General features: G+C 58.0%; 18 protein-coding genes. 8 read left to right on the forward strand and 10 right to left on the reverse strand.

Translation table 11 applies throughout. From position 1 onward, the window contains the following. Positions 1-38: 38 nt before the first annotated feature. From GC090_RS07660 to glyA, 9 genes are all read right to left on the reverse strand, one after another. A complete protein-coding gene (locus GC090_RS07660; protein ID WP_033740392.1) occupies positions 39-797 on the reverse strand; it encodes a 3'-5' exonuclease in 759 nt (252 codons plus the stop codon). Next, the gene (locus tag GC090_RS07665) at positions 797-2,680 is read right to left on the reverse strand and encodes a DUF294 nucleotidyltransferase-like domain-containing protein (RefSeq protein ID WP_033740948.1); all 1,884 of its coding nucleotides are present in this window, start codon (positions 2,678-2,680) and stop codon (positions 797-799) included. The genes GC090_RS07660 and GC090_RS07665 overlap by 1 nt, the downstream gene beginning before the upstream one ends. A gap of 60 nt (positions 2,681-2,740) precedes the next feature. Beyond that, positions 2,741-4,399, reverse strand: coding sequence for a BCCT family transporter (locus tag GC090_RS07670; protein ID WP_039338067.1), 1,659 nt, complete (start codon positions 4,397-4,399; stop codon positions 2,741-2,743). 155 nt (positions 4,400-4,554) lie between these two features. After that, positions 4,555-5,415 (reverse strand): formyltetrahydrofolate deformylase, encoded by an 861-nt coding sequence (gene purU, locus GC090_RS07675; RefSeq protein WP_164482139.1) that lies wholly within the window; start codon positions 5,413-5,415, stop codon positions 4,555-4,557. A 66-nt stretch (positions 5,416-5,481) separates the two neighbouring features. Next, positions 5,482-6,156 (reverse strand): sarcosine oxidase subunit gamma, encoded by a 675-nt coding sequence (locus tag GC090_RS07680; protein WP_324021275.1) that lies wholly within the window; start codon positions 6,154-6,156, stop codon positions 5,482-5,484. Further along, a complete protein-coding gene (locus GC090_RS07685) occupies positions 6,149-9,169 on the reverse strand; it encodes a sarcosine oxidase subunit alpha family protein (RefSeq protein WP_324021277.1) in 3,021 nt (1,006 codons plus the stop codon). Before GC090_RS07685 ends, GC090_RS07680 begins: the two co-directional genes overlap by 8 nt. Positions 9,170-9,181: 12 nt before the next feature. After that, positions 9,182-9,469: a sarcosine oxidase subunit delta gene (locus tag GC090_RS07690; RefSeq protein ID WP_033740381.1), complete on the reverse strand. Its 288-nt coding sequence runs from the start codon at positions 9,467-9,469 to the stop codon at positions 9,182-9,184. An 11-nt stretch (positions 9,470-9,480) separates the two neighbouring features. After that, entirely contained in the window at positions 9,481-10,734 is a 1,254-nt protein-coding gene (locus GC090_RS07695) for a sarcosine oxidase subunit beta family protein (RefSeq protein ID WP_133745468.1), read from the reverse strand. Positions 10,735-10,819: 85 nt separating this feature from the next. Next, positions 10,820-12,085 carry a serine hydroxymethyltransferase gene (glyA, locus tag GC090_RS07700; RefSeq protein WP_039338062.1) on the reverse strand — a complete coding sequence of 422 codons (1,266 nt, stop codon included), beginning with the start codon at positions 12,083-12,085 and terminating at the stop codon, positions 10,820-10,822. 313 nt (positions 12,086-12,398) lie between these two features. Between glyA and GC090_RS07705 the strand changes: the two genes are divergently transcribed. The 8 genes from GC090_RS07705 (at position 12,399) to GC090_RS07740 (ending at position 23,212) form a co-directional block, all read left to right on the forward strand. After that, positions 12,399-13,775: an L-serine ammonia-lyase gene (locus GC090_RS07705; RefSeq protein WP_058701614.1), complete on the forward strand. Its 1,377-nt coding sequence runs from the start codon at positions 12,399-12,401 to the stop codon at positions 13,773-13,775. 335 nt (positions 13,776-14,110) lie between these two features. Next, positions 14,111-15,259, forward strand: a complete 1,149-nt coding sequence (locus GC090_RS07710) for a choline metabolism transcriptional regulator GbdR (protein ID WP_033740379.1) — start codon at positions 14,111-14,113, stop codon at positions 15,257-15,259. A gap of 209 nt (positions 15,260-15,468) precedes the next feature. Beyond that, a complete protein-coding gene (locus tag GC090_RS07715; RefSeq protein ID WP_033740378.1) occupies positions 15,469-16,446 on the forward strand; it encodes a dipeptidase in 978 nt (325 codons plus the stop codon). 38 nt (positions 16,447-16,484) lie between these two features. Further along, positions 16,485-17,012, forward strand: a complete 528-nt coding sequence (locus GC090_RS07720) for a DUF5943 domain-containing protein (protein WP_033740376.1) — start codon at positions 16,485-16,487, stop codon at positions 17,010-17,012. A gap of 93 nt (positions 17,013-17,105) precedes the next feature. Beyond that, positions 17,106-19,169, forward strand: coding sequence for a dimethylglycine demethylation protein DgcA (gene dgcA / locus GC090_RS07725; protein WP_324021280.1), 2,064 nt, complete (start codon positions 17,106-17,108; stop codon positions 19,167-19,169). Between the two features lie 65 nt (positions 19,170-19,234). Next, positions 19,235-21,193: a (Fe-S)-binding protein gene (locus GC090_RS07730; RefSeq protein ID WP_033740374.1), complete on the forward strand. Its 1,959-nt coding sequence runs from the start codon at positions 19,235-19,237 to the stop codon at positions 21,191-21,193. Beyond that, positions 21,193-22,431 carry an electron transfer flavoprotein subunit alpha gene (locus GC090_RS07735; RefSeq protein ID WP_324021282.1) on the forward strand — a complete coding sequence of 413 codons (1,239 nt, stop codon included), beginning with the start codon at positions 21,193-21,195 and terminating at the stop codon, positions 22,429-22,431. The genes GC090_RS07730 and GC090_RS07735 overlap by 1 nt, the downstream gene beginning before the upstream one ends. Continuing rightward, positions 22,421-23,212 (forward strand): electron transfer flavoprotein subunit beta, encoded by a 792-nt coding sequence (locus GC090_RS07740; protein ID WP_039338057.1) that lies wholly within the window; start codon positions 22,421-22,423, stop codon positions 23,210-23,212. Before GC090_RS07735 ends, GC090_RS07740 begins: the two co-directional genes overlap by 11 nt. Positions 23,213-23,260: 48 nt before the next feature. Here GC090_RS07740 and GC090_RS07745 read toward each other — a convergent pair whose 3' ends face one another. Next, positions 23,261-24,526 carry a glycine betaine monooxygenase oxygenase subunit gene (locus GC090_RS07745; RefSeq protein WP_324021284.1) on the reverse strand — a complete coding sequence of 422 codons (1,266 nt, stop codon included), beginning with the start codon at positions 24,524-24,526 and terminating at the stop codon, positions 23,261-23,263. Positions 24,527-24,608: the final 82 nt, after the last annotated feature.

Genomic DNA, 24,608 nt, shown 5'->3' on the forward strand with positions numbered 1-24,608 from the left:
GCGGTGTCAACACGTCAGAGAAAGCGTGACCCGACGGGTCACCCAAGATCGCCAAGCAACGTGCTGGCTGAGAAATGATGCGCAATCTGCGCCTGCAACAGTTCGGCGCAGCCCAGCGCATCGGTCAGCGCGTTGTGGGCCGGATAGTGCGGCAGATGATAACGGGCCCGACAGTCAGACAGGCGCAACGACAGTCGGGGGCGCGGTCGCCACCATTTCTGTCGCCAGCCGTTTTGCCGCTGTGCCGCAATAACGCGCGCCTCCAGCGCCAGCGTATCGATACAGGGGAACACAATGCCTTCGCCAATGCGCTTTTTAAATGCTGCATCCAGAAAAGGCTGTTCAATCCCTTTGTGATGGACCACCATCACGTTTCCCGCCATCATTGCCAGCAGCCTGAGCAGCACAGCATTCAGGTCCGGGGCGCGGGCAATTGCGGAATGTGTGATGCCGTGAATAACCACCGACTCTGTTCGCAGGTCGGCACGCGGATTCAGTATCCAGTGCTGGCTGCCCTGGATACGGATGCGCGACAGGCTCATCGGCAGTAAACCGATACTGACAATATCATCATGCTGAGGATTCAGGCCGGTGGTTTCAAAATCCATCGCCAGTAAGGGAACGTCGGACAACGGTGTATCGGGTGACGGCATGCCAGACAAGTAGTAGTTTTTCAGCGCGGCATGGCGCGTTTCCCTGGCCCGTCTGGCGAGGACGGCGGGCCAGTCCTGCGGCAGCACGCTGTCCTGGCGGGCGCGGACACAGGGCGACAGCAATGCTTTATTGATATGCAGCATTAAACGCTCCGCCCTGGCTGATAGCGATATTTTAAAAATTTTTGCGCATTGCTGAGGATCTGAAAGGCATCCTTCAGATTCTTGCGCTCAAAGTCAGACAGATTAAGCGGTTCAATCCGGTTGTCCGGTTCCTGACCGTTCTCCACATCCTGCGCCTGGTGGCGGATGCGCACCATCGAAATAAACTCCAGCGCATCCCGCAGATCCTGACCGCGTCCGTGGGGCAAAATGTCGGCCTGCATAATCGTCTGCAGCCGATCAAAGGAGTTATGCGCCGTTGCGCCCGCCGCCAGCGCATGCACACGAATCAGATCGGCCAGCGGGGCCGTTCCGCGCCGTTTCATATCAATGGATTGCGTATGCTGGCCGGAGGGCTCCATCACAAAGTTTTTAAAGAACCCCAGCGGCGGCTTTCGCAGCAAGGCATTGCGCGCCAGACAGGCGAGAAAACGGGCGTTGTGCCGCGCTTTGTGTCTGATACGCTGGTTAAGCTGTTCTCCCCATTCCACCTGGCCCCAGACGGCGTCCAGGTCGAAGAAAATCGCGCTGTCCAGCAGTGATTGCGGTGAGGGCGAATCGATCCACTCATCAAAATAGCGTTCCCAGACGGAGAGCGGCTGACACCAGCGGCTGTTTGTCGCCATGATATTTCCTTTGCAGTAGCGATAGCCGCAGGCGTCCAGCCCGTCACTCACGCGTCGGGTCAGCGCCATAAAATAGGGCGCATGGCGCAGCGGGTCATAACGGTTATCCAGGATCAGGGCATTATCCTGATCGGTGACGAGCAGTTGCTCCTGGCGGGCCATCGAACCCAGGGTGATAAAGCAGTAGGGGACCGGCGGCGGCCCCAGTTCCGCCTCGGCCAGCGCCAGCAGGCGCTGCGTGAAACTGCGACCAATGACCGCCATGGCGCGGCCAGTCATCTGCGAGTTGGCATCTTCACGTACGATGCGGCTGAAACAGGCACGCACCTCGTTTTTCAGGGCGCTCAGTTCGTCCGGGCGCTGGCAGTGAAAAATACGGCTGACGATAAACAGGCTGTTTTGCGACTCGTAGCGGATAATGTCCGATTGTGAAATCACGCCGACAGGACAGCCGTTTTTCATCACCGGCAGATGATGAATATTGTGCTGCATCATGGTCAGCATCGCTTCAGACACCAGCTGATAATGTTCCACATGGTTCAGCGGTGCGGTCATGATCGCCTTCACCGGTGTCTCAAACCCGAGTCCACCCGCGATGACCCGCTCACGCAGGTCTTTATCCGTCACGATGCCGGTCAGCGCCGGCCTGACGGCGGGGTTAACTTCTGCCATCGGCGTCACGATCAACAGCGAGGAGACATCCTCTTTACTCATTTTCACCGCGGCGTCGCGCACCGTGGCCCGGCTGTCGAGGGTAACGGGCGGTCGGCTAATCAGCGCCTCAATGCGGGAGGCCATCAGGCCGTTAGCCTCTTCTGTGCGCGCCACGGTTTGCCGGAGACGGGTGCGGTCCTCCACTTCCACTAAATCGGCAAATTCCTCGTATTTGCGAAACAGCGCATTAAAAATCGGGGCCGGGATCAGGTAAGTCAGCGTATCTTCCAGCGCGGTCACCGGAAAGCGTACGCTGTTTTCGCGCAACAAACCAAACTCGCCAAAATAGCCCCCGGCCGTCAGTCGGTTATACAGATCGCCATTGCGTCGGTAGATTTCCACCGCGCCGCTGCGAATCACATACCAGGCATCGACAGGCTGGCCAAAGGTGAGAACAGGCGTTCCGGCTTTGAAATAGCTGACCTCAATGTGCGCGGCGATGCGCGCCAGCGCCGTGAGCGGTAAGGTGTCAAACGGCGGATAGCGCTGAATGAAGTCGATAATTTCCTGATGGGCTGACTGCACGGTGACCTCCTTTTCTGCCACAGCGGACAGCCTGACCTGCGCGGTCCGCTCAACGCTGACTTATTGATTACGCACCGCAGGGGCAGAACGTGCCAGCCGCGGTTCTGACATCAGTCCTTTCACCACCGCGACTGAGGCGATCAGCAAGACCAGTGCGAACGGCAGCCCGGTCGAGACCACCATCGCCTGTAGCGCATCCAGCCCACCGCCGAGGATCAACGTTATCGCAACCAGCCCTTCAAACACGCACCAGAACACGCGTTGTGAAGTGGGAGAGTCGATCTTGCCACCGGAAGCAATAATATCGATGACCAGCGTGCCCGAATCCGCCGACGTCACAAAAAACACCACCACCAGAATAATCGCCACCACGCAGGTGATTTTTGCCAGCGGCAACGTATCCAGCATGGTGAACAACTGCAGCGGCAGAACAGCATCGGCAATGCTCTGATAGCCTTCGGTGAAATACTGATGAATGGTGGTGCCGCCCAGCACCGTCATCCACAGCACGCAGGCCAGTGACGGCACCAGCAGTACCGAGATCATGAATTCACGCACCGTGCGACCACGCGAGATGCGTGCAATGAACATCCCGACAAAGGGCGACCATGAGATCCACCATGCCCAGTAAAACGAGGTCCAGCCTGCGGCAAAATTGCTGTCAGGGCGGGCAACCGGATTCGACAGGGCGGGCAAAAACGCAAGATAGGAAGCCAGGTTAGAGAAAAAACCGCTAAACAAAATCAGGGTAGGGCCGACCACAATGATAAACAGCAGCAGTAACCCAGCCAGAATCATGTTGGCTTCAGATAACCGCCGTACGCCGACATCCAGCCCGGCCACCACCGAAAAGGTGGCAATCGCGGTGATGACGATCACCAGGACAATCTGCGTAGTTTGTCCTAATGGCACATCAAACAGAAAATTCAGGCCGGACGCCGCCTGGGAAGCGCCCAGCCCCAGCGAGGTTGCCAGACCAAACAGCGTCGCCAGTACAGCCAGGATATCAATGATGTGTCCCGGCCAGCCCCACACCGCGTCGCCCAACAGCGGATAAAACAGCGAGCGGATCGTCAGCGGTAAACCTTTATTGAAAGAGAACAGCGCCAGACCTAATGCCAGAAAGGCGTAAATGGCCCAGGGATGCAGCGCCCAGTGAAAAATCGTGGCGGCCATCGCCAGCTGCTGCGCATTGTCGGCCGCGCCAACTGCGCCATTCAGGGGAGCCCAGTCGGTACGTACACCGTTTTCCACAACGGTGCCACCCATTGAGCTGGAGAAGTGCGACAAAGGCTCGGAAACGCCATAAAACATCAGGCCAATGCCCATTCCGGCGGCAAACAGCATGGAGAACCAGGTCACGTAGTTGTAGTCAGGGCGGGCCAGCGTGCCGCCGAGGCGCACTTTACCGAGGGGGGAAATAATCAGGCCGAGACAGAGAAGAACAAAAATATTTCCGGCACTGATAAAGAACCAGTCGAGTCGGGTGGTCAGCCAGTTCAGCATTCCTTTAAACAGCGGTGCCACATCACTTTGAAAGACGAGCGTTAAAACGATAAAGGCAATAATGACCATCCCGGAGAGAACAAATACCCGGTTGTGAATATCCAGACCGAAGGGGCCAACATTTACCACGATATTGTCCTGCCCCACCTGATAATCAGTATCATAAGGTGCGACGTCCCCGTCAGGCAGCATGGGATCTCTGGCGTCTGCCATAATCATTTCCTCGCGATTTGTTCGTTGTTGTTAATGCCATCCTCAGCACGCCGGGCTGGCTCTGTTTTAGTTAACGGACATCGTTTCGCTCATCCCTGACAATCCCTGTTTTCCTGTGGTGCAAGAGTGCGGCTATCAGTCGCCTTTCCTTTCATTCAGCTGAACACCACCGTACGTTTGCCGCTTAAAAACACCCGTTTTTCGACGTGATAACGCACGGCATTAAATAACGTTACCCGCTCAATATCCTGTCCACGACTAATCAGGTCATCCGGATAAAGGGCGTGATCGACGCTCTGAATGCCCTGGGTAATAATCGGCCCTTCATCCAGATCGTTATTCACATAGTGGGCAGTGGCGCCGACCATTTTTACCCCTTTTTCCCAGGCCTGATGGTAAGGGCGCGCGCCTTTAAAGCCCGGCAGCAGGGAGTGATGAATATTGATGGCTTTTCCGTCGAGTTTTTCGCACATGGCAGGTGACAGGACCTGCATATAACGGGCCAGCACTACCAGGTCGATATGATGCTGCGCCAGCAGCGCCATAATGCGGGCTTCCTGTTCGGCGCGGTTCGCGTTATTTACCGGCAGATGGTAATAAGGAATACCGTGCCATTCGGCCAGGGAACAGAGATCGGGATGGTTAGAAATGATCAGCGGGACATCAATATTGAGCTGGCCGGTGCGGTGACGAAATAACAGATCGTTAAGACAGTGATCGAATTTAGACACCAGAATAGCGACGCGTTCGCGATGCTGCGGCGGCGTGAGTTGCCAGTGCATTTCAAAGGGCATCACGCGCGGCGTGAAATTATCCCGAAAAAGGTCGGTACTGAAGGGGGAGGCGGGTGAAAAGGCAACGCGAATAAAAAAATGGTGACTGACCCTGTCATCAAAAGAGTGTATTTCATTGATGTAGTGACCGGACTCTGCCATGAATCGGGTCACAACATCCACGGTACCCAGTTTACTCGGGCAACTGGCGGTAAAAATCCATGAATCGGGCAGCGCGCTCATGGGCAGCTCCTGTGAAGAAGAGAAACGCGTGCCGTCGGAAACGCGTCCGGCCGGCACAACAGGGCATTACTTCGTAATGGTCAGGACATATTCACGACTGGCATCCTGTAACCACAGCCAGATGTAGTCGGCGAAGCTACGACGGACGACCAGTTCCCAGCGGTCTTCGCCGGTCCGGCGGATCAGTGCGCTGCTTTTGGCAAATACCGAACCTGCGACTTTGCCCACCGGGAACGCACGGGGATGAAGATCCAACACCGTGCTTTTCTTCAGCACATCAATGGCATGTTTGCCGGAGAGCGTCAGTATCGTCTGTCCGCCGCTGACGTTGACCACGGAGTAGTGACCGTCAATCTCTGCGCGCAACGCTTTTTCCACCGGAAACAGCTGATCCATTGGCAGAACCACCAGCCACTCGTCGGGACTCAGCCAGCGCACAGAAATGTCGCCCTCTTCACAGGAGGTAAGGGGGACGGTGGGCAGCGCTACACCCAGCACCGTCAGGCAACCCCGCATAAAACTCCGGTTCTGCTGTGAACCACGCAGCACCAGATGGCCCAGCAGCGCCTGTTCGCGCAGCTGAACGCCACCGGGCTGCGCATGGCTGGCCGCCAGCTTGTCCAGCCCGACGTGATGCAAAGGGGATTCGGCGCGTACCTGCGCAGGCGCACACTGATCCATAACCGCCACCTGTCTGACAGTCTTTGCCGGTTTGGTTTCAGGTAAGAGGGTTTCAGACATGTTGACGTTCTCCTTTCGGATCGATAAAGACCGTGCTGCAGATTTCCGCTTCGACCACCCGGCCATCGGCCAGCGGGTAGAATACGGTTTCGCCCATGCGAGACAGCCCGCCTTTGATAAAGCCCATGGCGATGCTGCGATTCAGGTTAGCGCTCCAGTAGCTGGAGCTGATGTGGCCCAGGATATCCATCGGGACAGGCTGAGCAGGATCGGCCACCGCCTGTGCGCCTTCCGGCAAGACGATCATAGGATCGCGTGTTTTCAGCCCGACCAGCTGTTTGCGCTGGTCACGCACGCAGTCAGCCCGCGCCATGCCGCGTTTGCCGATATAGCTGAACGGTTTTGTGTCCGCGACGCACCAGCTCATATTGAGATCGTGCGGCGTCACCGAGCCGTCGGTGTCCTGACCGGCAATGATGAATCCCTTCTCGGCGCGCAGGATATGCATGGTTTCGGTGCCGTAAGGCGTCAGATCGTATTTTGCGCCGTGCGCAAAGAGTTTCTCCCAGACGTACAGGCCGTAATTGGCCTGTACGTTGATCTCAAACGACAGCTCACCGGTAAAGGAGATACGGAAGAGTCGTGCCGGTACGCCCGCTATCTTGCCTTCCTGCCAGTCCATAAACTTAAAGGTCTCTTTGTCCAGCGAGACGTCGCTGCACAGTTCAGCCAGTAAATTGCGGCTGTCTGGGCCGGATACGGTCATCGTGGCCCAGTGATCGGTCACGCTGGTAAAGAACACTTCCAGCTCCGGCCATTCGGTCTGATGGTACAACTCCAGCCATTCCATGACGTGTGCCGCGCCGCCGGTGGTGGTGGTCATCAGGAAGTGGTTTTCCGCCAGGCATGACGTCACGCCATCGTCGAACACCATGCCGCTTTCGCCGCACATCAGACCGTAACGGCATTTGCCGACGCCCAGTTTGGCCCAGGCGTTGGTATAAACACGGCTGATAAACTCACGGGCATCTTTGCCCTGAATATCAATTTTGCCCAGCGTGGACGCATCCAGAATGCCCACGCCATTGCGCACCGCACGACATTCGCGATCCAGCGTCTGTTGCATCGTTTCGCCGGCACGCGGGTAGTACCAGGGGCGCTTCCACTGGCCGACATCCTCGAACATCGCACCTTGCCTGACATGCCAGGGGTGCATGGCGGTGAAGCGTTTGGGTTCAAACAGTTCGCCACAGTTACGCCCCGCGATAGCGCCAAAGGCGATTGGCGTATAGTTCGGACGAAATACCGTGGTCCCGGTCTCGGGGATGCTCTTGCCCATCACTTTGGCGGCAATCGCCATGCCGTTGATGTTGCCCAGCTTTCCCTGATCGGTGCCAAACCCCATTGCCGTATAGCGTTTAATGTGCTCAATCGCTTCAAACCCTTCCCGCGTTGCCAGAGCGATACCGGCGGCCGTAACGTCATTCTGCAAATCCACAAACTGCTTGGGTGCGCGGCTGATCGGTTTGATGTGCGGAATATGGAACAGGGCGGCGGGCGGATGTTCCAGCCACTTTTTCACATCGGGCAGGGCGACCTCGACTGGCGTCAGGCCCAGCTTCAGCGCAGCGTCCTGCCCGGCATTGATGCCTTCCTGCAGCACCTTATCAAGCGCATAGCGCCCGTTGATGCCGCCTGCCGTCAACTGCTTCTGATGTGTCGGGCCGGGCAGGAAACCCGTCACGTCCGTGTTCCAGACCGGACGGCTGCCGGTATGGCCCGCCAGATGAATGACCGGGCTCCAGCCCCCAGAGCTGGCTACGGTGTCGCAGGTGAGGGAAAAGGGCTTGCCGGCGATCGCCTCACCTTTTTTATCCAGGGCGGCAATCGTGACGCCGCTGACGCGCTTTTTGCCCTTTACTTCAATAACGGCACTGCCGGTGATGATTCGAATACCGCGGCCACGAACAGCGGCGGCCAGTTCACCTTTGGTCACGGTTCGGGTATCTACCACGGCGACCACCTCGCGTCCCGCATCAGCCCAGTCGAGCGCGGTTCGGTAAGCGCTGTCATTGGTGGTCATCAGCACCAGTTGGTGCCCGGGCACCACGCCATAGCGGTTGATGTAGGTGGAGATGGCTGAAGGGATCATGCAGCCCGGTACATCGTTATGGCTAAACACCAGCGGTCGCTCCTGGGCACCGGTGGCCAGCACGACCCAGTGTGCCCGGACGCGGTGCATACGCTGGCGAACCTGGGCCGCCGCAGCGCGATCGCCTTTGTAGTCGGTTCGGTTCTCGTTAACGGTAAGAAAGTTATGGTCGTGATAGCCATTCACCGTGGCGCGCGTCAGCAGCGTCACCTCCGGCATCGTCGCCAGTTCCGCCACCACCTTGTTGACCCATTCCATCGCCGGTTTGCCGTCAATCAGTTCCCGGCTGGCAAGCAGATGGCCACCGAATTCATCCTGCTCATCCGCCAGGATGACGCGGGCGCCGCTGCGACCGGCGGCGAGTGCCGCCATCAGGCCCGCAGGCCCGCCGCCCACAACCATGAGATCGCAATGCTGGTTCATGGCGTCATAGATATCGGGATCTTTCTCGCGTGGCGCGCGACCCAGACCGGCGGCTTTGCGGATGAATTTCTCATAGGTCGGCCACATCGATTGCGGATACATAAAGGTTTTGTAGTAAAACCCCGGCGGCATCACTTTGCCGCCAAGGTTGCCTACCAGACTCATCAGGTCGGATTCGACAGACGGCCAGCCGTTGGTGGCCGAACAGACCAGGCCGTCATAAAGGGCCTGCTGGGTAGCGCGCACGTTTGGCACCTGCGTGGCTTCTGTCGCGCCAAGCTGTAGCACTGCGTTCGGCTCTTCAGCGCCGGCGGCGACAATGCCGCGTGGACGGCTGTATTTAAAACTGCGACCGACAATATCAATGCCGTTGGCGAGCAGGGCGGAGGCGACGGTATCGCCTTCGTAGCCCTGATACGGCTTGCCATTCCACGTAAAGGTCAGCGTACTGGAACGGTTAATTCTGCCGCCGGACGGCAGGCGATTCTTCTGGCTCATGCGCTCCGCTCCTTACGCGTGTTCACGGGATTCAGGCTGTTCGTTGAGTGTGTAAACCTGTTTGATCTCATAGGTCTGGGTATCACGTACCAGATTAAAGAATTTGCGGCATCCCGCGCTGTGCACCCAAAGTTCGTGATGTAATCCGCGCGGGTTTTTACGGAAATAGAGAAAGGTTCCCCACGCTTCATCACTGCACTGATCCGGGTTAGCAGGCCGCGCGATATGCGCCTGGCCACGGGGATGAAACTCTTCTTCTTCGCGATACTCACCACAGTGAGGACAGTAAATGTGCAGCATGTTGTCACTCCTTAGTGGGCTACGCCTGCGGCGCCATGTTCATCGACCAGCGCACCAGTATAAAACCGGGACAGGGCGAAGGGTTCGGCAATCGGGTGCGGCGTGCCGTGCGCTAACTGATGGGCAAACAGGTTGCCGGAGCCAGGCGTAGCCTTAAAGCCACCGGTGCCCCAGCCGCAGTTAAAGAACAGGTTGCGCACCGGGGTGGACGAGAGAATCGGGCTGGCATCCGGGCAGGTGTCGACAATGCCGCCCCACTGACGGTTCATGCGGACACGGCTGGTGCACGGAAACAGCTCAACAATCGCCTGAATGGTGTGTTCGATGACGCTGTAGGAGCCGCGCTGACCATAGCCGACCCAGCCATCAATACCTGCGCCGATGACCAGATCACCTTTATCTGACTGACTCATATAGCCATGCACATGGTTGGACATGACGACGGTATCCAGGAAGGGCTTGATCGGCTCGGAGACCAGCGCCTGAAGCGGATGGGATTCAACCGGCAACTCAAAGCCGGCCATTTTGGCCATCACGCCAGAGTTACCGGCGGTGACGCACCCCACACGATCCGCTTTAATTACGCCGTGGTGGCGGGTTTTGACGCCGGTGATTTTGCCGTCACTGATTTCCATATCAATGACCTCGCAGTTCTGAATCAGATCGACGCCCAGGCTGTCCGCCGCACGGGCATAACCCCAGGCCACCGCATCGTGACGGGCATTGCCCCCGCGCCGCTGCACCGACGCGCCCAGTACCGGATAGCGCGCATCTTTGCTGCAGTCCAGTGCGGGGATCTCTTTCTGTAACTGGTCGCCGTAAACCATCTCGTTGTCGATGCCCTGCAGGCGATTGGCATTCGCCAGTCGTTCATTGGTGCGCAGGTCCTGCAACGTATGGCAGGTGTGATAAACCCCACGCTGAGAGAACATCTGGTTGTAGTTCAGCGCTTGTGACAGGCCTTCCCATAATTTCATGGCGTGCTCATACAGCGCTGCGGATTCATCCCACAGGTAGTTGGAGCGCACAATCGTGGTGTTACGGCAGATGTTGCCGCCGCCAAGATGGCCTTTTTCCAGCACCGCCACGTTGGTGATGCCGTGCTCTTTCGCCAGATAGTAGGCGGTAGCCAGACCGTGCCCCCCGCCGCCGATGATAATAACGTCGTAGCGTTTCTGCGGGGTGGGGTTGCGCCAGACTTTCTGCCAGTTCTCGTGATAGCTCAGACTGTGCCTGAGCAGGCCAAATCCTGAATAGCGTTGCATCATTTCTACTCCAGTAACTCTCGCGCGTGGGCGAATTGACAGACGATAAAACCGCGCCGCCGACCGAAGCCGGTGGCCGCCTGGCCTAACGGTAAACCGGGAAGTCCGCGCACAGGGACAGCACCTGCTGCTTCACCTGAGCAATCTTCGTCTCCAGCATGTCGGCGTTGTTCATCACATCCAGGATGTCGGCAATCCAGCCGGCCAGCATGCGACAGTGCGCTTCGCTGAAGCCGCGCGTGGTAACAACCGGCGCGCCAATGCGCAGACCGGAGGTCACAAACGGGGATTGTGGATCGCCGGGAACGGCATTTTTGTTGACGGTAATGTTGGCGCGCCCCAGCGCCGCATCGGCCGCTTTACCGGTCAGCCCCTGTTTAATCAGGCTGAGTAAAAACAGGTGGTTGTCGGTGCCGCCTGAGACCACATCGTAGCCACGCGTCATAAACACGTCGGCCATCGCGCGGGCATTGTTGACCACGCGACGCTGGTAGTCGGTATAGTCAGGCTGCATGGCCTCTTTAAAGGCGACGGCTTTGGCGGCGATCACATGCATCAACGGACCGCCCTGGCCGCCCGGAAACACGGCGGCGTTGAGCTTTTTCTCCAGCTCGGGGTTGGCTTTTGCCAGAATCAGGCCGCCGCGCGGACCGCGCAGGGTTTTATGCGTGGTGGTAGTGACCACATCGGCATAGGGCAGTGGAGTGGGATAAAGGCCCGCCGCGACCAGGCCCGCCACATGCGCCATGTCGACAAACAGCCAGGCACCGACCTTATCGGCAATGGCGCGGAAGCGCGCCCAGTCCACGACGCGTGAGTAGGCCGAGAAACCGGCGACGATCATTTTCGGCCGGTGTTCCAGCGCCAGCGCTTCGACCTGTTCATAATCAATTTCGCCGCTGGCTTCATTCAGGCCGTACTGCACGGCACGGTAAATTTTGCCGGAGAAGCTGACATGGGCGCCGTGCGTCAGATGACCGCCGTGCGCCAGGCTCATGCCCAGAATGGTGTCGCCCGGCTGGCACAACGCCATATAGACCGCCGCATTCGCCTGCGAACCCGAATGGGGCTGCACGTTAGCGTAATCGGCACCAAACAGCGCACAGGCACGTTCTGTTGCCAGTTTTTCGACTACGTCGACATATTCACAGCCGCCGTAGTAGCGCTTCCCCGGATAGCCTTCTGCATATTTATTGGTCAGTACCGTACCCTGAGCCTGCATCACGCGCGGGCTGGTGTAATTCTCGGAGGCGATAAGCTCAATATGCTCTTCCTGACGCACCGCTTCCTGTTCAATGGCCTGCCACAGTTCACTGTCAAAGCTTTGAATATCGTCGCGCTTCGCAAACATGCTTTTCTCCTTGCCCGGATAACCACGCAGCGCCTGCTTTGGGCCTGAACCGTTCAGGGCAGCGGTAGAGTGAATGTGGGAGGGATAATAACCAGCGTCACCGATGCCGGAATGTTTGGTAGCGCCCCGGCGATGTCAATTTGCGACATACCCACGCAAGGCGGACACATTGAACGGTGAGGAACGGCAGAAAGGGCAAAACATGGCGAATTCATCGCCAAATACGTCGTTATCCGGCATCTCTTGTTTTTCATCCGCGCAGATAATGCGGCTGTCATTCACTCAACGGCAGGCATAAGCCCGGGAGCGCAACATGAGTATCAGTGTCTTCGATCTGTTCAAAGTCGGAATTGGTCCCTCCAGTTCACATACCGTTGGCCCTATGCGCGCGGCACAACGCTTTGTCGAACCGCTCGGTCACCGTGAGGATCGTGGGATGATTTACCGCATCAAAGTCGAACTGTTTGGTTCGCTCAGCGCCACCGGGCGCGGGCACAGTACGGATAAAGCGGTACTGATGGGGCTGATGGGCGCCTCACCCGATACCGTCGATCCCGCTACGATCAACAGCACGATACAGGCGATTGATGAAACCGGCTCCCTCACGCTGCCCTGGGGAGAAAACATTGCGTTCGACAGCCATGAGGACCTGCTGTTTGTCGATGATGTGCTTGCTTACCATCCGAACGCGATGCGCCTGAGCGCGTTTTACCGCAACGGGCAAAGCCATTCGACCGTGTATTACTCCATTGGGGGCGGATTTGTGCTGGATGAGGATGAGGCGCTGGCGTCGGCACATCTGGTGCCACAGTGCACGCTGCCCTACGACTTTAACAGCGGCGCCGCTTTGCTGGCACACTGTGCGGACCGGCAGTTACGCATCAGTGCACTGATGCTGGAGAATGAAAAAGTCTGGCGCACGGAGGCCGGGATTCGGACCGGTCTGGCGCAGATCTGGCAGGTGATGCAGCAGTGCATTGCCAATGGTCTGGAAAATGAAGGCATCCTGCCGGGAGGGCTTAACGTGCGCCGACGAGCGCCCATGCTCTACCGATCGCTGTGCCGCGCCTCAGCGGAAAATGTGATCAGTTCAACCCTGTCGGCGATGGACTGGATCAACCTCTATGCGCTGGCGGTCAATGAGGAAAATGCGGCAGGCGGGCGTATGGTTACCGCGCCCACGAACGGGGCGGCAGGTATTATCCCGGCGGTACTGATGTACTACATGAAGTTTGAACCCCAGGCGCGCGAAGACGATGTGGTCGATTTTCTGCTCGCGGCGGCGGCGATCGGCGCACTGTGCAAGAAAAATGCTTCCATTTCGGGGGCCGAAGTCGGCTGCCAGGGTGAGGTGGGGTCCGCCTGTGCTATGGCGGCAGCCGGCCTGACCGAGGTGCTGGGTGGCACGCCCGAGCAGGTCGAAAATGCCGCCGAGATTGCGCTGGAGCATAATCTCGGTCTGACCTGTGATCCGGTTGGCGGACTGGTGCAGGTGCCGTGCATCGAACGCAATGCCATTGCGGCAATGAAAGCGATAAACGCGGCACAGATGGCGCTGCGCGGCGACGGTCAGCACTTTATTTCGCTGGATAAAGTGATTCGCACCATGCGCGACACCGGACGGGATATGCAGGATAAATACAAGGAAACCTCGCGCGGCGGGCTGGCGGTCAACGCGATTGAATGTTAACGATGTGTTGGTTTTTGGTTACTTGCGCTTATGGGTTAGAATAAAAAACAGCCAGAAAAACACGTCACAAAACAGTGCAATAAAACCGTCATATGACTAAAACGGTTCAGCGGGTGCACCGTTATGAAGCCTGCCTGCGTTGAAAGGGCTGCAATGATCAAATCTGTGAAGCTGAACAAACATTTGTTTCGCTTATGTTAACTGTGTGTCATTTTTGCGTCGTGCGACCTGGTGACGAATGGCATGGCTGTTGCTTACTCTATAGGTGTTGGAAAGCAGTTGGGTGAAATACCCCTGGGTGATGTTCCTGTTAAGCCTAATAGAGGTCAGCGCACATGTTCGATACAGACGCAATTCATAAACGTTCCTCTACTGAAAATAAAACGCGCAGCGTAGGCTTTTTGCTGGTGAATAACTTCACCATGATCGCGCTGGCAACCGCCGTTGAACCCTTACGCATGGCGAACCAGCTGAGCGGCAAGGAGCTGTACAGCTGGTATACCGTCAGTGAAGAGGGCGCGCCCGTTGTCGCCAGTGACGGGATTGCCATTACACCCGACCATTCGATGGCGAACGTGCCGGCACTGGATGTCCTGATTGTGGTCGGCGGTGTCAACATTACCCGCAGCTATTCCAGTCGACAGATTGGCTGGCTGCAAAGTCTGGCGCGCCGTAAGATCCTGATTGGTGGCATCTGTACCGGCCCGTACCTGCTGGCGGAAGCGGGGCTGCTGGATGGCTATCACTGCAGCGCCCACTGGGAATGCATAGCCTCCATGCAGGAAGCCTATCCCCGCGTGATCTGCACCAATCAGCTGTTTGTGATTGAGCAGGATCGCATGACCAGCAGTGGCGGTACTGTACCGATGGATATGATGCTGACGATGATTCAACGGCATTTTGGCCATCAGCTCACCGCCGCCATTTCAGAGATGTTTATCTGCGACCGGGTCCGCAACGAGTCCGACTACCAGCGTATTCCCCTGCGCCATGTACTCGGCACCGCCCAGCCCAGCCTGGTCGAAGCCGTTTCCCTGATGGAAGCCAATATCGAAGAGGCCATCGATCTGGATGAACTGGCCGGATACGTGGGCCTGTCCCGGCGACAGCTGGAACGGCTGTTCCAGAAATATCTGCACTGTTCGCCCTCACGTTACTACTTAAAGCTGCGTCTGTTCCGCGCCCGTCAGTTATTAAAACAAACCTCCATGTCGATTATTGAAATTGCGCTGGCCTGCGGTTTTGTTTCCACGCCGCACTTCAGTAAATGCTATCGCGAACACCTTGGCGTGCCGCCGCGTGAAGAGCGGCGCGGCGTTCACAGCCAGGGAAGCGGCAAAACGCTGACGCAGTTTTTCATGGCCGACCTGCCCGGCCTGACTAACTGGCAGCAGGAAAGCACCGTCTCCACCTCCCTGCGTATTCTGAACGAAGCGCGGTTTGAACCCACCTTTGGCTCCGTCACGCTGCCGGGCAATCTCTGACGCCTGTCTTACCCCACTGTGTCAGCAAAAAACAGCCTTTCGGGGCTGTTTTTTGCTTCGGGTCCCGCAACGTATTGCCGTTTTTCTGTGCCCTGAACTGCGCCAGCGGTCAGGCAAGTGACGTTTTCAGAACAATTCTGCCCGCGCGTAAACCCTATTCTGTTTTCATCAGGCCGCATCCGGTTATGACGTAAACCAGAGAGGAAGATATGAACGCGACTGAATTGCATGATTCTGCGATTGTCATTGATGGGTTGGTCATTGCGAAGTGGGACAGAGCGCTGTTTGAAGATATGCGCCGCGGCGGACTCACCGCGGCCAACTGCACGGTATCCGTGTGGGAGGGCTTCCAGAGCACGGTGAATAACATCGTCGAGATGAATCACCTGATTGCGCAAAACGCCGATCTGGTCACCAAAGTCACCACGACGCGCGATATCCGCCGCGCTAAGGACGAAGGCAAAACCGGGATTCTGCTGGGCTTCCAGAACGCCCATGCGTTTGAAGACCAGCTTGGCTATATCCAGGTGTTTAAAGAACTGGGTGTCGGTGTGGTGCAGATGGCCTATAACACGCAGAACCTGGTCGGCACCGGCTGCTATGAGCGTGACGGCGGGCTCTCGGGCTACGGCCATGAAGTCGTGGCGGAAATGAACCGCGTCGGCATGCTGTGCGACCTGTCGCACGTCGGCGCGCAAACCTCGAAAGAGGTGATCCTCGCCTCGAAAAAACCGGTGTGCTACTCACACTGCCTGCCGTCAGGTCTGAAAGATCACCCGCGCAATAAATCGGATGAAGAGTTGAAGTTTATTGCCGATCACGGCGGCTTTGTTGGCGTCACCATGTTTACCCCGTTTTTAAAGAACGGTATTCACTCCACCATCGAGGATTATGTCGAAGCCATCGACTACATCTTTAACCGGGTCGGGGAAGACCAAATCGGCATTGGCACCGATTTCACCCAGGGACATGGCCAGGCATTTTTCGAATGGCTGACTCACGATAAAGGCTACGCCCGCCAGTTAACGGACTTCGGCAAGATCATCAACCCGGAGGGCATTCGTACTTTGGGCGAATTCCCGAATTTAACCGCCGCCTTGTTACGTCACGGCTTCACCGAAAAGCAGGTACGTAAATTTATGGGCGAAAACTGGCTCAATCTGCTGGCCAATGTCTGGAACGAGTAAATCCGTTACCCATTCCTGTGAACACGTGAGGTTAAACCATGGCACATGCGCCTGAAATGCCTATCAGCGTCGATGATGAAACCGGCGTCTGGACCACCGATGCGTTACCGATGTTGTACGTACCGCGCCACTTTTTTGTGAATAACCATATGGGCATCGAAGAGGAAATCGGTGCAGAACGCTATGCCGCGATCCTCTACAAAGCGGGCTATAAATCCGCCTGGCACTGGTGTCAGAAAGAGGCCGAACTGCACGGTTTTTCGGGTGAGGCGGTGTTTGAACACTACATGAAACGCCTTTCTCAGCGCGGCTGGGGCTTTTTTACCACCGAGTCGCTGGACCTGAAGCAGGGGACCGCGCGCATCCGGCTCGATCACTCCGCGTTTGTGTATCAGTACGGCAAAGTGAACCGTAAGGTGGACTACATGTTTACCGGCTGGTTTGCCGGTGCCATGGACCAGATCGCCGAAAGCCTGGGCTACAGCGTAAGAACGCAGGCGGTGCAGACGCAGAGTGCGGCGGAAGAGGGCTGTGATTACGGCATCTTCACCGTTTCGCCGCGCTAAACACGCACGCGCCGCAGCCTGCTGCGTAAGACGCATGACCTGAAGGAACCGCTGGCTGGCGGCGGGCTATCAGAATTACGTGAAGGTGAAGCTATGTCACAGTTTGATCTGCTGTTTGAGCCATTGAAGATAAATAAACTGACTATCCGCAACCGCATTGTCAGCACGGCCCATGCCGAGGTGTACGCCACGGATGGCGGAATGACCACCGATCGCTACGTGAAATACTATGAAGAGAAAGCGAAGGGGGGATGTGGCCTCTGTATCTGCGGCGGCTCAAGCGTGGTGTCCATCGACAGTCCGCAGAGCTGGTGGAGCTCGGTCAACCTGAGCACTGATCGTATCATTCCGCACTTTCAGAATCTGGCCGATGCCGTGCATCAGCACGGCGGCAAAATCATGATTCAGATTAGCCATATGGGTCGCCGTTCACGCTGGGATGGGGAAAACTGGCCGAATCTGATGTCGCCGTCCGGTATTCGTGAACCGGTGCACCGCGCCACCTGTAAAACGATCGAGGAAGAGGAGATCTGGCGCGTCATTGGCGATTTCGCCAAAGCGGCGGTGCGGGCGAAAGCGGGCGGCCTGGATGGTGTCGAGTTATCGGCCGTGCATCAGCATATGATCGACCAGTTCTGGTCGCCGCGCGTCAATAAGCGCACGGATGAATGGGGTGGCAGCTTTGAAAAACGGATGCGTTTTGGCCTTGAAGTCCTGACTGCCGTGCGTGACGCGGTGGGGCCGGACTTTGTGGTGGGCATGCGCATCACCGGCGATGAGTTCCATCCGGACGGCCTCAGCCATGAGGACATGCGCCAGATTGCCGCGTACTACGATAAAACCGGCCTGGTCGATTATTTCGGTGTGGTCGGTTCCGGCTGTGACACCCACAACACGCTGGCTAACGTGATCCCCAACATGAGTTATCCGCCCGAGCCGTTCCTGCACCTGGCGGCAGGCATTAAAGAAGTGGTCTCGGTGCCGGTGATCCATGCGCAGAATATTAAAGATCCCAATCAGGCACAGCGCATTCTCGCCGCGGGCTATGTGGACTTTGTCGGCATGACGCGCGCCCACATCGCCGATCCGCACCTTATCGCCAAAATCAAAATGAATCAGGTAGACCAGATTCGTCAGTGCGTCGGGGCGAACTACTGTATCGACCGTCAGTATATGGGGCTGGATGTGCTGTGTATTCAGAACGCGGCCACCTCGCGCGAGTACATGGGGCTGCCGCATATCATTACCAAAACCGACGGCCCTGTGCGCAACGTCGTGGTCATCGGCGGCGGGCCTGGCGGACTGGAAGCCGCACGCGTGGCAGCCGAGCGCGGTCATAAGGTGACGCTGATCGAACGCGCCAGTGAACTGGGCGGACAGATCACCATTGCCGCCAAAGCACCGCAGCGCGACCAGATGGCGGGGATCACGCGCTGGTTAGCGATGGAGCTGGCGCGCCTTAACGTTAACGTTATGACTGATACGACAGCGGATACGGCGATGATCCGGGACCTGAATCCGGATGTCTGCATCCTCGCTACGGGTGGACAACCTTTCCTTGAACAAAATCAGGAATGGGGCGCAGCCGACGGGAGGGTGGTCTCCAGCTGGGACATTCTCAACGGCGTGGTGGAGCCGGGCAAAAACGTACTGGTGTACGACGCCATCTGTGAATTCTCTGGCATGTCCGCCGCCGACTTCCTGGCGGCACGCGGCGCGTTAGTCGAACTGGTCACTGGCGACATCAAACCCGGCATTGGCATCGGCGGCACGACGTTCCCAACCTACTATCGCAGCCTGTATGAAAAAGCGGTCGTGATGACCGCTGATCTGGCGCTGGAGAAAGTGTATCGCGAAGGCGAGAAGCTGGTGGCGGTGCTGGAAAATGAGTATACCGGCCAGAAAGAGGAGCGGGTGGTCGATCAGATCGTGGTCGAGAACGGCACGCGTCCTGATGAGGCGCTGTACTACGCGCTGAAAGCCGAATCGCGCAACAACGGGCAGATTGATGTAGAGGCGCTGTTTGACATCAAACCGCAGCCGGTGTTGTCGCAGCCGGGCAGTGGCATGATCCTCTGGCGCCTGGGCGACTGCGTGTCGCAACGCAATGCCCACGCCGCGATTTACGATGCACTGCGTCTGTGTAAGGACCTGTAATTCGCCGTCGTTGACGTGCAGCCCGCGCGCTGCACATCGCAGAAATTGTCTGGTAAGGGCACATCATGGTACTCGATCGGTTACTTCCCTGGTTACTGCTTGGCGCAGTGATACTCGCCCTCATCGGTATGGTCAGGCGCATGCTGCTCTGGCGGCGCGGGCAACCTGAAAAGGTGGCCCTGCTGAGCGGTTTGCTGGCCATGCCACGGCGCTATCTGGTCGATCTGCATCATGTCGTGGCACGCGATAAATACATGTCGCGCACCCATGTGGCGACCGCAGGTGGCTTTGTCCTGTCAATGTTACTGATTCTGGCGGTTCACCTCTTTCGCATCAGCAACGTACTGGTCAATGGCGTACTGGCGGCCGCGCTGGTCGTCATGTTTACAGGCGCGCTGTTTGTCTGGTATCGCCGCCGGAATCCGCCCGCCCGGCTTTCGCGTGGCCCCTGGATGCGGCTGCCGAAAAGTCTGCTGGTGTTTGCGTTCACCTTCTTTATCACCACATTGCCGATCTCGGATCGGTTTGGCGAGGCCGGACGCTGGGCGCTGGCGCTGCTTCTGCTGGCGGGCATCATCTGGGGACTGGGTGAGATGGTGTTTGGCATGGCCTGGGGCGGACCGATGAAACATGCCTTTGCGGGCGCACTGCATCTGGCTTTTCATCGCCGGCCGGAACGCTTTGGCGGCGGACGTTCAACCGGACTCAAAAGCGTCGATCTCAATGCGCCGACGCTGGGCGTCGAAAAACCGGCGGATTTTAAATGGAATCAACTGCTCGGATTTGACGCCTGCGTCCAGTGCGGTAAGTGCGAAGCAATGTGCCCGGCATTTGCGGCGGGTCAGCCGCTAAACCCAAAAAAGCTGATTCAGGACATGGTGATCGGTATGGCAGGCGGCAACGATGCCCGTTTTGCGGGCAGCCCTTATCCCGGTGTACCCGTCGGTGAGGCCTGCGGCCAGCCGCATCAACCGATCGTCGGGGGGCTGATTAAAGAAGAGACGTTATGGTCCTGCACGACCTGCCGCGCCTGCGTTGAGGAGTGCCCGATGATGATCGAGCACGTTGATGCCATTGTCGATATGCGCCGTTTTATGACGCTGGAAAAGGGGCAAACACCAGGCAAGGGCGCGGCAGTGCTGGAAAACCTCAGTCTCACTGACAACCCGAACGGCTTTAATCCGCGCAGCCGTACGCACTGGGCGGCTGACCAGAACCTGCCGCTGATGCGCGACGTGAAACAGACCGACGTGCTGTTCTGGGTATCGGACGGCGCGTTTGATATGCGCAGTCAGCGTATCCTGCGCGCCTTCGTCAATATTCTTAAGGCCGCCAATGTGCGTTTTGCGGTGCTGGGCGATGAAGAACGGGACAGCGGCGACGTGGCGCGGCGGCTGGGCGATGACGCTACATTCCAGCGCCTGGCGAAAAGCAACATTGCGACGCTGCAACAGTATCGTTTTAACCGCATCGTCACCACCGATCCGCATGCCTTTCACTGTCTGAAGAATGAATATCCTGAACACTATCCGGCTGGCACGCAGCCCGACTACGAGGTGCTGCACCACACGACATTCATCAACGAACTGGTTAAGGCACAGCTCCTGGACCTGAAGGATTACAAGGGCGGCAAGGTGACCTGGCACGATCCCTGTTATCTCGGCCGCTATAACGGTGAATATGCCGCTCCGCGCGAAGTGCTGGCGGAGCTGGGGATCACGCTGTCTGAAATGACCCGATCCGGCTTTCGTTCCCGCTGCTGCGGTGGCGGGGGCGGTGCGCCGGTGACGGATATTCCTGGTGAACGCCGTATCGCCGATATGCGCATGGAGGATGCCAGAGAGACCGGGGCGGAACTGATCGCTGTCGGTTGCCAGCAGTGTACCGCGATGCTGGAAGGCGTTGTCGGGCCACGTCCGGCGGTAAAAGACATCGCCGAACTGGTGGCTGAGGCGCTGAGCGAACCCAAAAAACCGCTGCCCGCGAAAATCCGCGACCGCCAAATTGCTGTGGAGGTTATCTGATGGAAACGATCATACGTCGCGATCCGCGCCTTGAGTGGATCAGCCGCAACCGCCTGCATCCCGACCATGCGGAGCGGTGTCAGCCGCCGCCGGAGAGCCGCGGCCCGTCAGGGTTGCTGCGCAAAAACCCACACGGCGTAGGCTTTACCGGCCCGACTGGCCTCAGGCGCATTGACCGCGAGAACGGTAATGCCTGCGTGCAGCTCGCCAGCCGGCGTCTGGCCGGGGCTGATCATCCGGTCGAACGGCCGCTGTATCGTGTGGAGCAGCCCGATTACTGCGTGGCCGTGGTGCTCGACATGTCCGGCGGACGCCTTACCCGCCACGATCGCGATATCCTGGGCCAGGCTCATCAGCTGATCCAGCATGCTGGTGGCGCTGGCGTGGTGATGGCCGTGGTGTTTGGCGAGCATCGTGAAGGGGACTTTGCGACGGCCGGTGTGGATCGCCTGCTGCATCTCAGCGGCGAGCACTATACCGGCTACCGCCCGGAGCAGCGCATTCATGCACTGATGGCGGTTGAAAAAGAGTGGGCACCGCGTTTCTGGCTGTTCCCGGACAGCGTCGCGGGCGGCTTCGAACTTGGCTGCAGGTTTGCCGCCCGCACGGGCGAACGGCCCGCAACCCAGGTCTGGCGCGTAACCGGGGAAACCTGCATCAGCCGTGCCGCAGGCGGCAGCGCGGATATTACCCGACCGCTTGCGCGCGTGATGTTGCTGGCGGAGGAGTGCGCCGAACCGATCGACGACACCCGGCATGAGGTCTTGCCGGTCAGCATCGGGCCATTGAGTATCCGGACAAAACGTATTGAGGACTGCGGCCTGATACCGGTCGATCCGGCTGCGGTGCCGCTGGGCGAAGCGGAATTCATTCTGTCGGCAGGCAATGGCATCGGCAACTGGGAACAGTTTCATGCCACGGCCGCGCTTCTCGGGGCCACCGAAGGCGCAAGCCGTGTCGTGGTGGACAGCGGTCATATGCCGCGTTTCCGTCAGGTAGGGGCCACCGGCACCTGGGTAACGGCACGGGTTTATGTGGCGGTGGGCATCTCCGGCGCGGTACAGCATTTACAGGGCATTGCGCAGTGTGACCGGGTGATTGCCATTAATACCGACCCCGGCTGTGATATGGTCAGCCGCGCCTCGCTCAGCGTGATTGCCGACAGTGATGAGGTTCTGGCAGCGCTGGCACGGCGGGTGCGTGACTGGCGCAAAGAGGAGTTACATCATGCAGCATAATGTGCAACACAGCGGCTGCCGTATCACCGCGCTGGTGTCGGTGGGCAGGCATCCGGAATCCGGACGCGCCCGTCGGGCAGAACAGGACGCCCGCGCGGTAGAGCTTGGGCTGACGCTGGCGCAGGACACCCTGGAAGTCCTGCATGCGGGCGATCCGCATGATGCGGCGCTGCGCAGCTATGCCGGGATGGGCGTGGAGGCGCTGCGCGTGCTCGCCATGGACGAACAGGGCGACGCGGTGGCGGTATTGAGCCATTACCTTAGTCAGGATCAGCCGGACGTGATCCTGACCGGCGGCCGGTCGGAGCGGGGTGAGTCGTCCGGTATGCTGCCTTTTCTGCTGGCGGAAGCGCTGGCGATGCCGGTGGTGGTCGGCGTGGCGGAAATCGTCAGCCTCAACGGCACCGATGCCGAAGTATTACAGGCACTGCCGCGAGGACAGCGCCGGTTGCTACGCATTGCGCTGCCGTTTATCGCCAGCGTCGACATGGCCGCCTGCGCACCGCGTCAGGTCGCCTTTGGTCCGGCAAACCGGGCGACGATTATGGCGCAGCCGGGCGTTGAGGTGCGGGATGCGGCAAGAGCGGAATGGCAGATTGCCCCGGCGGTCAAACGGCCGAAGCGTCTCAAAAAGATCAAAGCCAAAACGGCTGCTGACCGCTTTAAAGCGGCAACCGCCAAATCACAGAGCGACGGCGGAAAGGTTTTGCAAAATAAACCGGTAGAGGAAATGGCGCAGGCGGTCTTTGATCTGCTGCTGGAGGAGGGGGTGATTCGCTAGGGCAACGCTGATCCTGCCTGGCTTGATCCTCGCCAGGCAGGAATATCATCAGTCTTTCACGTTTTTGAGGATGGTTTCACTGTACCAGTCGATAAAGTTAATCACGCCGAACTCATAGGTTTCCGAATAAGGGCCCGGTTGATAGCCGACAGAGTTAATCCCACGCTGGTTTTCTTCCCCCAGAACGCGATCCTGCTCATTGGTCGCATCCCAGACGGCACGCAGTTTCTCGGGATCAAAATCTTCACCCGCTACCGCGTCTTTATGCACAAACCATTTGGTGGTGACCATCGTTTCCTGCGCCGAGAGGGGCAACACGCGGAACACAATAAAGTGATCGCTCTGCATGTGGTTCCAGGAGTTCGGCAGGTGCAGGATGCGCATGGAACCCTGATCGTGACTCAAAAAACGCCCCATGAGTCTGGTGCAGCCTTCGCGACCATCTATGGTCATCGCCTTCGTGCCCTCTTTCAGCGGCATCCGCACGATGCGGTTACGCAGGCCAAAGCTCTGGTGGCGATGGGGAATCCCCTGTTCGTCCCAGCGTGCGGCCTGTTTATTGTAGTAATCGTGGAAGCTCTGCGGCGCGCGCGGATCGTTGGTATCGTCCCACTCCAGCAGGCTGTTCAGCAGTTCAGGATGACTTCCGGCGCAGTGATAGCACTCGCGATTATTCTCCAGTACCAGTTTCCAGTTCGCTTTTTCGTACATGTGCGATTCTGCCGCCAGTTTGGTGTTTTCCACGTCATGGGGCGCCATATATTCGTCCAGGGTGGCCAGAAAGGCGTCAAAGTCAGACTGTGGCGGCGCATCAGCCAGACAGACAAAAATAAAGCCGCCGGCGGTTTTGCAGTGCGCCTTTTTCAGCCCGTGCTGCTTCATATCAAATGCCTGATTCATTTCCGAGCCGGCAAATAACAGATTGCCTTTCAGGTCGTAGGTCCACTGATGATAGGGACACACCAGGTTCGCTACTTTGCCGCGCTCTTTTGAGCAGAGTCTGGAGCCGCGATGACGGCAGGTATTATGAAAGGCGTTAATGTTACCTTCCGCGTCCCGCAAGACCAACACCGGGTTCTGACCCACCTCAAGGGTGAAGTAGTCCCCTTTTTTCGGGATTTCACTGCTCATTCCGGCAAACAGCCACTCTTTCTGAAAGATCGCCTCCATATCAATGCGAAACAGAGTCGGGTCGTTATAAAGCGCCTGCGGCAGCGAGTAGTTGGGCTGACGCTTTTCGAGCAAATCGCGTATGCGGTCGTTCGCATCGACAAGGCTTGTACAGGTGATATTCAGCAGATCGTTATGGCTCATAGTGATCTTCCCGCGCGGTTAAGGAGAGTGTTTTGCGCCTTTCCAGGCGTAACAGGATGCCAACCACCCAAATTTTCCGTCA

Origin of the sequence: Pantoea sp. JZ29, assembly GCF_035190385.1 — a bacterium.
In the GTDB taxonomy this organism is placed as follows: domain Bacteria; phylum Pseudomonadota; class Gammaproteobacteria; order Enterobacterales; family Enterobacteriaceae; genus Pantoea; species Pantoea stewartii.

Coding starts and splice junctions, on each gene's coding strand:
- GC090_RS07660 (WP_033740392.1), bottom strand. CDS start 797: ATGCTGCATATCAATAAAGCATTGCTGTCGCCCTGTGTCCGCGCCCGC.
- GC090_RS07670 (WP_039338067.1), bottom strand. CDS start 4,399: ATGGCAGACGCCAGAGATCCCATGCTGCCTGACGGGGACGTCGCACCT.
- purU (WP_164482139.1), bottom strand. CDS start 5,415: ATGAGCGCGCTGCCCGATTCATGGATTTTTACCGCCAGTTGCCCGAGT.
- GC090_RS07680 (WP_324021275.1), bottom strand. CDS start 6,156: ATGTCTGAAACCCTCTTACCTGAAACCAAACCGGCAAAGACTGTCAGA.
- GC090_RS07685 (WP_324021277.1), bottom strand. CDS start 9,169: ATGAGCCAGAAGAATCGCCTGCCGTCCGGCGGCAGAATTAACCGTTCC.
- GC090_RS07690 (WP_033740381.1), bottom strand. CDS start 9,469: ATGCTGCACATTTACTGTCCTCACTGTGGTGAGTATCGCGAAGAAGAA.
- GC090_RS07695 (WP_133745468.1), bottom strand. CDS start 10,734: ATGCAACGCTATTCAGGATTTGGCCTGCTCAGGCACAGTCTGAGCTAT.
- glyA (WP_039338062.1), bottom strand. CDS start 12,085: ATGTTTGCGAAGCGCGACGATATTCAAAGCTTTGACAGTGAACTGTGG.
- GC090_RS07705 (WP_058701614.1), top strand. CDS start 12,399: ATGAGTATCAGTGTCTTCGATCTGTTCAAAGTCGGAATTGGTCCCTCC.
- GC090_RS07710 (WP_033740379.1), top strand. CDS start 14,111: ATGTTCGATACAGACGCAATTCATAAACGTTCCTCTACTGAAAATAAA.
- GC090_RS07715 (WP_033740378.1), top strand. CDS start 15,469: ATGAACGCGACTGAATTGCATGATTCTGCGATTGTCATTGATGGGTTG.
- GC090_RS07720 (WP_033740376.1), top strand. CDS start 16,485: ATGGCACATGCGCCTGAAATGCCTATCAGCGTCGATGATGAAACCGGC.
- dgcA (WP_324021280.1), top strand. CDS start 17,106: ATGTCACAGTTTGATCTGCTGTTTGAGCCATTGAAGATAAATAAACTG.
- GC090_RS07730 (WP_033740374.1), top strand. CDS start 19,235: ATGGTACTCGATCGGTTACTTCCCTGGTTACTGCTTGGCGCAGTGATA.
- GC090_RS07735 (WP_324021282.1), top strand. CDS start 21,193: ATGGAAACGATCATACGTCGCGATCCGCGCCTTGAGTGGATCAGCCGC.
- GC090_RS07740 (WP_039338057.1), top strand. CDS start 22,421: ATGCAGCATAATGTGCAACACAGCGGCTGCCGTATCACCGCGCTGGTG.
- GC090_RS07745 (WP_324021284.1), bottom strand. CDS start 24,526: ATGAGCCATAACGATCTGCTGAATATCACCTGTACAAGCCTTGTCGAT.